6 protein-coding genes and 1 pseudogene are annotated in these 7,693 nt (G+C 71.2%); 3 read left to right on the forward strand and 4 right to left on the reverse strand.

Annotation, left to right across the window (positions count from 1 at the left end; genetic code table 11):
• Positions 1 to 7: 7 nt before the first annotated feature.
• The gene (locus VET29_RS23700) at positions 8 to 3,073 is read right to left on the reverse strand and encodes an ATP-binding protein (protein ID WP_324924136.1); all 3,066 of its coding nucleotides are present in this window, start codon (positions 3,071 to 3,073) and stop codon (positions 8 to 10) included.
• Positions 3,074 to 3,196: 123 nt separating this feature from the next.
• Here VET29_RS23700 and VET29_RS23705 point away from each other — a divergent pair, with 123 nt between their 5' ends.
• A complete protein-coding gene (locus VET29_RS23705; RefSeq protein WP_324924138.1) occupies positions 3,197 to 3,871 on the forward strand; it encodes an SDR family NAD(P)-dependent oxidoreductase in 675 nt (224 codons plus the stop codon).
• On the opposite strand, the gene VET29_RS23710 is transcribed toward VET29_RS23705, so the two are convergent.
• From VET29_RS23710 to VET29_RS23720, 3 genes are all read right to left on the reverse strand, one after another.
• Complete coding sequence (locus tag VET29_RS23710; protein ID WP_324924140.1) at positions 3,868 to 4,203, reverse strand: hypothetical protein; 336 nt, start codon at positions 4,201 to 4,203, stop codon at positions 3,868 to 3,870. The two genes, VET29_RS23705 and VET29_RS23710, sit on opposite strands and share 4 nt — an antisense overlap.
• Positions 4,203 to 4,430, reverse strand: coding sequence for a DUF397 domain-containing protein (locus VET29_RS23715; RefSeq protein WP_324924142.1), 228 nt, complete (start codon positions 4,428 to 4,430; stop codon positions 4,203 to 4,205). The genes VET29_RS23710 and VET29_RS23715 overlap by 1 nt, the downstream gene beginning before the upstream one ends.
• Positions 4,431 to 4,773: 343 nt before the next feature.
• Positions 4,774 to 5,676: a helix-turn-helix transcriptional regulator gene (locus tag VET29_RS23720; protein WP_324924144.1), complete on the reverse strand. Its 903-nt coding sequence runs from the start codon at positions 5,674 to 5,676 to the stop codon at positions 4,774 to 4,776.
• Between the two features lie 131 nt (positions 5,677 to 5,807).
• Between VET29_RS23720 and VET29_RS23725 the strand changes: the two genes are divergently transcribed.
• A complete protein-coding gene (locus VET29_RS23725; protein ID WP_324924146.1) occupies positions 5,808 to 6,749 on the forward strand; it encodes an MBL fold metallo-hydrolase in 942 nt (313 codons plus the stop codon).
• 92 nt (positions 6,750 to 6,841) lie between these two features.
• A pseudogene (locus tag VET29_RS23730) lies at positions 6,842 to 7,693 on the forward strand (AAA family ATPase); the annotation flags it as partial.

Raw genomic sequence — 7,693 nt, forward strand, 5'->3', positions numbered from 1 at the left:
GCCCCGGCTAGAGCTGCCAGGCGACCTGCCCCTCCGGGCGGTAACTGCACGTCGTCCCCGTGGCCACCGCCGTGCGCAGGTGTGCGGCCAGGTGCGGATGGCTCGTGTCCAGCTTGCGCAGCGTGTCGCGGATCCGTGCCGTGACCGTCTTCCTCGCGCGTTCGGCCTCGTCGCCCAGGCGGCGGGTACGACCGCCGAGGCCGGTCGCGGTGCGGAGCTCGGTCAGCAGCGCCTCGCGTTCACGGTCGTACTCGGCCGCCCGGTCGTCCGCGCCCCTGGCGGCCGCCTCCTCGATCAGTCCGTCCAAAGTGGACAGCCGGGACCGGTAGCGGGACCTGGCCTCCTCGTCCAGTACCGCGTCGCCGCCCGAGGGGAGCACCTCGCCGGCCGGGTTGACCAGTCTGGTCGCCGGGATCTCCTTGCCCGGCGCGCGAAGCAGCACGTGCAGGTCCCGTAGTCCCTTGCTGTCCGGGACATGCACGGTCGCCCCGGCCATCGACAGCGACCACGTCTCGCCGGTGAAGCGGAACTCGTTGTGCGGCAACGACTCCGCACCATCCGACAGGTGCCGCATGCCCAGCGCGGCCGCCTCCCGCGCGACCGCGGCGCGCAGCTCGGCCACCGGCTCCCCCGACGCCGCCAGCGCCTCCGCCAACCCCGCCTTCGCCTCAACCGACCACGGCCGCGCGCCCACCCGGTCCGCCTCGTCGCGCGCCGACTCGAAGTACGGCGCGGCCGCCGCCACGTCGCCGCGGGCCAGCGCCAGCCTGCCGAGCCACAGCGTGACCGGACCGCTGATGTCGCAGCCGTACAACGACATCAGCCACGTCCCGCGGTGCGGCACCAGCTCGTCGTGCAGCTTCGCGCACCACGCCGCGTCGCCGGCCGCCACCGCGGTCTGCACCCGCAGCCGGATCAGCAGCTGCTCGTAGGCCTTCGGCATCGGCTCCCGCGCCGCCTCCAGCTCGCTCAGGCACGCCCGTGCCGTCACCGTGTCCCCGCGGGACGCCGCGGTGATGCCCGCCAGCAGGGCCGGGAACGGGTACTTCACGGCCGTGGCCCGCCCACGCACGTCCGCCAGCTCGTCGTCACGGCCCCACAACTGCCACAGCGCCCAGCGGAGGTGGTAGTCCATGTACCAGAACGTCTGGGACGCCGGCATGCACTGGAAACCGTCCAGGAGACCGACCACCTCCTCGAACCGTCCGTGGAACGTCGCGACGATGCTCTTGTCGATGTACGCGGCCGGCGCCACCATCGTGTCCGGGTGCGCCGCGACCGTGGCGAGGAACTCGTGGAAGCGGTCGAGGTAGGTGGGATCGCCCAGCTCGAGCGTTGTCACCCAGCCGAGCGAGACGGCGTACTGCTCCATCTCGTGGTCGGCGGTCCGGCGTGCGATCGTGGCCAGCTCCTCGGTGAGCGCCAGCCGCTGCGCGGCGTGCCCGACGCCCCACAGCTGGTCGTGCTGGGACCACAGGCTGAAGCCGAGCACGTCGTCGTCCCCGTCGTCGCGGGCGACCGCGACGAGCCGCACGATCACCTCCTGCGCGAGGTGGTCGAGCGAGCCGCCCGGCATGGCCGCGCCGGGGTTGAGCCGTTCGAACGACGCGCGCAGCAGGTCGGTCTTCAGCTTCGTGTGGTCCTCCGGCGACGACAGGCCGTGGACGGTCAGCGCCACGCGGACCAGCATCTCCAGGTCGTCGCTCGCCAACGCGGCGCCGGCGACGTCGGCCAGCACCCGCCATGCCTCGTCACGCTCGCCGCCGCGGTGCAGGTGCTCGCCCAGGTCCAGCCCGATCCGCACCCGCCGGGGCTCGGCCGGGCCCACGGTCTCGAACGCACGCCGGTAGTGGTTGACCGTCTCCTCCAGGGCGAACCGCCGCTTGGCCTCCCTGGCGGCGGCCAGCAGCAGGTCGACGACCCTGGCCCGGTCGAGCGACGCACGGCCGAGGTAGGCGTGCCTGGCCAGGTCGGCGGGGAAGATCCGCTCGGCGAGCGCGGGTGAGCGGTCGAGGGCGCGCACCACCGCCGCGTGCCGCTCCCCCGCGTCCGCCAGCTCCCGGTACAGCGTCTCCCGGACCAGGTCGTGGGCGAACGCGAACCGCCCGTCGCCGAGCGCGGACACGAGCCGGGCCGCGACGGCCTGTCCCAGCTGGCGGTCGACCTGCGCGACCGGCGCGCCGGCGGAGGCGGCGAGCACCTGCCGGTGGAACTCCCGGCCCAGCACGGCCGCGGCGGCCAGCAGCCGCGGCACCGCCTCGGGCAGCAGCGACAGGCGCCGGCGCACCGCGTCGCTCACGCCCGGCGCGACGTCGGTGACGGACCCGCCGCTGTGCCAGAGCCGCACGGTCTGCTCGACGAAGAACGGGTTGCCGCCGGTCCTGGTGTGCACCTCGGTGACGAGGTCCGCCTCCGGCGCGGCGCCGACCGTGCGGGTCATGAGGGTGCCGACGTCGTCCCGGCCGAGCCCGGTGAGGGTGACCGTGGTGGCCTTCGCGAGGAGCGGCAGCATGAGCGGGGCGAGCGGGTGGTCGGTGGCCTCGACCTCGACGTCCCGGTAGGTCGCGACGAGCAGGAGCCGCTCGAACCAGGTGTGCTGCGCGACGAACTCGAGCAGGCGGACCGAGGACGGGTCCGCCCAGTGCAGGTCGTCGACCACGACGAGCACCGGCCGCCGTTGCGAGACGGCGACGAGCGCGGAGGTGACGGCGTCGTACACGCCGAAGTGGTTCTCGTCGATGTCACCGGGTTCGCCGAGCAGTACGCCGAGCTGTCCACCCGACGCCTCCTCCGCGCCCGCCCACTCGCCGGCGGTCGCCTGGCGGCGGAGGCCGCGGATGACCTGCACCCAGGGCCAGAGCCCCGGCGCGGCGGAGGAGTCCCAGCACGACCCGGAGAGGATCAGCGCGCCCTGCTCACGCGCGACCTCCATGGCGTCGGTGACCAGCGTGGTCTTGCCGATCCCGGCCTCGCCCGTGACCAGCACCAACCCGCCGTGGCTCACGGTGGCCCGGCCGATCTCGGCGCGCAGCACGCCCGCGGGATGCTCCCGCCCGATGAGCCCACCTCTCATACCGGCGATCCTAGGTGGGAGGTATGACAAAACGGACGGGCTTTCGGTCCCCGCGCTCGCGGCACCGCCGTTCCGGTTCGATCGGGTAGCCTCTAGAACACGTTCTACTTGGTGGAGGTGGGCATGGGACGGACGGCGCTCGTCACCGGGGGCGTGAGCGGCATCGGGCAGGCGTGTGCGGAGTTCCTGGCCGGCGAGGGCCTGACGGTCGTCACCGCCGACAAGGCGCCCGGGGCGGACCTCCGCCTCGACGTCACCGACTCGGCCCAGGTCGCCGACGCTGCCGCACGGCACGAGGTGGACGTGCTGGTCAACAGCGCCGGCGTCATCGGGCCCAACAAGGCGTTCACCGACGTCACCGACGACGAGTGGGCGACCACGTTCGCGGTCAACGTGACCGGCACCTTCTACATGTGCCGCGCGTTCATCCCGGCCATGACGCGGCGCGGGTGGGGACGCGTCGTCAACCTCGCGAGCATCGCGGGCAAGGAGGGCAACCCCAACCTGTCCGCCTACTCGGCGAGCAAGGCCGCGGTCCTCGGTCTCACGAAGTCGCTCGGCAAGGAGCTGGCGACGTCCGGCGTGCTGATCAACGCGGTGGCTCCGGCGGTGATCGAGACGCCGATGGCTTCGGCCACCGCACCGGCGGTCCGAGAACGGCTGGTGAGCCTGATCCCGATGCGGCGCATGGGGTTGGCGCGAGAGGTGGCGGAACTGGTCGGCTGGCTCGCGTCGGAGCGGTGCAGCTTCTCGACGGGAGCCGTCTACGACATCAGCGGCGGCCGGGCGGTCTACTAGGCAGTGACGGTCGCGGGCAGCAACAGGATTCCCGGCACCTGACCGTCGGCGAGGAGCAGGAGCCGTGCCAGGACCGCTGACGCGGGCCCCTGTTCCCGCCAGTAGACCCGCCGCGGGTCCAGGACGTCCTGGTCGGGCGGCATCCGCGTGGCGACCACCTCGTCCTCGCCGAGGATCTCGACGACGTCGATGACGCCGTCGTGAGCGCGAACGCCCACGACGGCCACCACCTCACCTTGCTCGTCCCTCGGGTCAACGAAGCGGAACCCGCGGTCGACCAGGGCACGCAACTGGGCATCGACGCTTGTCGCGGCGGTGCCAGTGGAAGACATCAAGCCCTCCGTTCTCCGATGCTCACGGTGTTGTTCACTAACGACAGGAGCGAGCCGGCCGGGACCGCGAGCACGGGCCCGTGGGGGTCGCGCGAGTTGCGAACCGCCGCTCGCGCGCCTGACCAACCCAGTTCCACACAGTTCCCGACCGCGCCGCTGTAGCTGCTCTTCCGCCACGTCGTATCTGGGAGATCATCCGCCGAAACGCCGTTCCGAATCTCGGTCATGGCCCCACCCTCCGAGTTCAAACTGTGGGTGCATCTGCACGTGCATTGTCTCCGCACTTTAACACTGCAACTTGCAACGGTAAATGCACGTGCATTAGTACGGACGAGTGCACATCCGATGGAGATCGCTACGTAGAGTGCACCCTGCAGGGGGAACAACCACGACGTTAGGCACTAACGGCAATCTTTTGCCAACACTTGAGATCCCCACAGGGTGAATTGCCGACACCACCATTGGTCAAACCTGGGCAGGACGGCACCCAACTCACGGTATGCCGACCCGAACAAACATCACCCGATCGCAGGAACCGCAGGCATGAACTCGGTGATGTTTGTCGGTGGTTCAGGCGTCCTGGCGGAACTTCGACAGCAGCTGGCGGCTGCGGTCCGGCGTCTCGGCGTCGACCGCGAGGCGGTCGATGATCCGGCCGTAGACCTCGAGCTCGTCCACCCGGTCCAGGTACAGGGCACCGCTCTGGTGCTCGATGTAGACGATGTCCGGCAGCGACGGCTCCGCGAACCGCAGGATCGAGAACGCGCCCTCGGCCGCGTACCCGCTCATGTGGTACGGCAGGATCTGGAGCGTCACGTTCGGCTGCTTGGTCAGCTCCAGCAGGTGCTCGACCTGCTCACGCAGCACCCGGTGCCCGCCGATGGGCCGGTGCAGGACCGACTCGTCCACGACCGCCCACAGCCGGGGCGCGCCCTGGCGGGTCAGCACCTTCTGCCGCTGGAGCCGCAACGCGACACGCCGCTCGCTCTCCGCGTCCATCAGCTCCGGCCTGCCGTGGCTCACGACCGCGCGCGCGTAGTCCTCGGTCTGCAGCAGACCGGGCACGAACTGCAGCTCATGGCTCTGGATGAGCGACGCGGACTCCTCGAGCCCGACGTAGTCCTGGAACCAGTTCGGCATGGTGCTGGAGTACCGGTGCCACCAGCCGCGCTCGTTGGACTTGCGCACCATGTCCAGGAACTGCTCGCGTTCCAGCTCGTCGTTGACGCCGTACAGCGACAGCAGGTCGGCGACGTCGCGCTCCTTGAACCCGACACGGCCGAGCTCCATGCGGCTGATCTTCGAGTCCGAACCGCGGATGTAGTAGCCGGCGTCGGCACGCGAGATGTCCGCGGCCTCGCGCAGGCGGCGCAGCTGTGCGCCGAGCACGATGCGGCGCGCCGTCGGCGCGCCGGACTGGTCACCACTGCCAAATCTGGGCGACTCCTCGAAGCGAGGGTCCTCCGCGGCCATACCCCACCTCCCGCGTGAATTCGCACCCGCATGCAATGGCATATGCCAGCCCACCAAGCGTACGCGGTATGACCAGGGTTTGAGGAGTCGCACCGCCGGATTGGCGGAGCGCGGGTTCTATCGTGGCACCCGTGACGAGCACCGCGCACGACATCACCACGCCGGGACGGCCGCGGGTCGAGGAGGTCGCCGACGGCATCCACGCCTACATCCAGCCGGACGGCACGTGGTGGATCAACAACACCGGTTTCCTGGTCGGGCGCAAGGGTGTGGTCAGCGTGGACGCGTGCGCCACCGAACGCCGCACCCGCGCCTACCAGGCCGCCATCGGCGCGGTGACGCCACAACCGGTTCGCACGCTGATCAACACCCACCACCACGGCGACCACACGTTCGGCAACTACCTCTTCGCGGGCGCCACGATCGTGGGGCACGAAGCCACCCGCGCGGGTGTGCGGCAGTGGGGCATGCCGTGGGACGAACCGGTCTGGACGAAGGTCGACTGGGGCGAGGTCGAACTGGCGCCGCCCTTTCTCACCTACCGGGACGGCGTGACGGTGTGGGTGGACGATCTGCGTTGCGAGGTCACGCATGTCGGCACCCCGGCCCACACCACGAACGACTCGGTCGTCTGGGTCCCGGACCGCAAGGTCCTGTTCAGCGGCGACCTTCTGTTCAACGGCGGCACTCCGTTCCTGCTGCAGGGCTCGGTGGCCGGGCTGGTCAAGGCGTTGGAGGAGGTCGTCAAGCCGCTCGGCGCGGAGACGATCGTGCCGGGCCACGGCCCGGTCGCCGGCCCACAGGTCATCGACGACGTCCTGTCGTACGCGCGTTTCGTGCAACGCACGGCGGCCGAGGCCAAGGCGGCGGGGCTGACCCCGCTGGAGGCCGCCAGGCAGACCGACCTCGGCGAGTTCGCCGACCTGAAGGACGCCGAACGCCTGGCCGGCAACCTCCACCGCGCCTACGCCGAGCTCGACGGCGCCGAGCCGGGCGCCGAGATCGACGTGCTGGCGGCGATCCAGGACATGATCACCTTCAACGGCGGCAGGCCGCTGACCTGCTACGCCTAGCCCCGTCGCGGGCCAACCGTCGTCGACCGGCCCCGCGACCTGGCCGTCCGGTACCGTGGGAAATCCGGACTGCCACACGGGGAGGGCCGGGGGTGGACGAAACAACAGACACGGTCGCGGATCCGCTGGTCGGCCGTGCCGTGCGCCTGTTCGAGTTCCTCGGGCGGGCACAGCAGTTGAGAAGCTCACCGCCACGCACGGTCGACGGGTACCGCTCCGTTCTGTGGCTCGACAGCCTGCCCGACCACCCGGCCGTCAACACCGCGCACCGCGGCGACCCCGAGCCTGAGGCCGACGTTCTGACGATCGAGCGCGTCGCCCGGCACGACCCGCCGCCGCCCGACGAGCTGGAGCCGTGGCTCGGCGGCTGGCACGACCCGGACTCGACGCCGGCCTTCGCCGACGACGCGCCCGCCGAGCTGACCGAGCAGTACGTCAGCTGGCTGGTCGCGTGGCGCGCCTGGGCCGAGCGGGAGCGCCTCGACCAACCCGTTCGTGCCTGCTACGCCCAGCTTTTCGCCGCCTACGTCGCCGCGACCGGCAATCCCGAGGAGCTGGAGCTGGTCATCGGCGTCGGCTGCCTGTCCTGGGCGGCGCCTGGGGTCCAGCGGCACCTGCTGACCGCGCCCGTCGGCATCCGCTTCGACGACGACGCCGGGCGGCTGACCGTCCACCGCGTGGAGTCGGTCGCGACCGCGGACGTCGAGCTGGACATGCTCGACCCCGGGCTGGTGCCCAACCCCAGGCACGTCGACGACATCCGTGCCGCCGCTCGTGACCTCGAGACGCATCCACTGCGGCGCAAGGAAACCGGCGCGCTCGTGCGCCGCCTCGTGCACGCGCTCGACCCGAACGGCGAGTACCGCGACGACGACGTGGCGCCGAAGCCGCAGGCCAACGCGGTCGCCGCGTACGCGCCGGCCATCATCCTGCGCAGACGGTCG

It is taken from the genome of Actinophytocola sp. (genome assembly GCF_035634895.1).
GTDB lineage: Bacteria > Actinomycetota > Actinomycetes > Mycobacteriales > Pseudonocardiaceae > Actinophytocola.

Coding starts and splice junctions, on each gene's coding strand:
- VET29_RS23700 (WP_324924136.1), bottom strand. CDS start 3,073: ATGAGAGGTGGGCTCATCGGGCGGGAGCATCCCGCGGGCGTGCTGCGC.
- VET29_RS23705 (WP_324924138.1), top strand. CDS start 3,197: ATGGGACGGACGGCGCTCGTCACCGGGGGCGTGAGCGGCATCGGGCAG.
- VET29_RS23710 (WP_324924140.1), bottom strand. CDS start 4,203: ATGTCTTCCACTGGCACCGCCGCGACAAGCGTCGATGCCCAGTTGCGT.
- VET29_RS23715 (WP_324924142.1), bottom strand. CDS start 4,430: ATGACCGAGATTCGGAACGGCGTTTCGGCGGATGATCTCCCAGATACG.
- VET29_RS23720 (WP_324924144.1), bottom strand. CDS start 5,676: ATGGCCGCGGAGGACCCTCGCTTCGAGGAGTCGCCCAGATTTGGCAGT.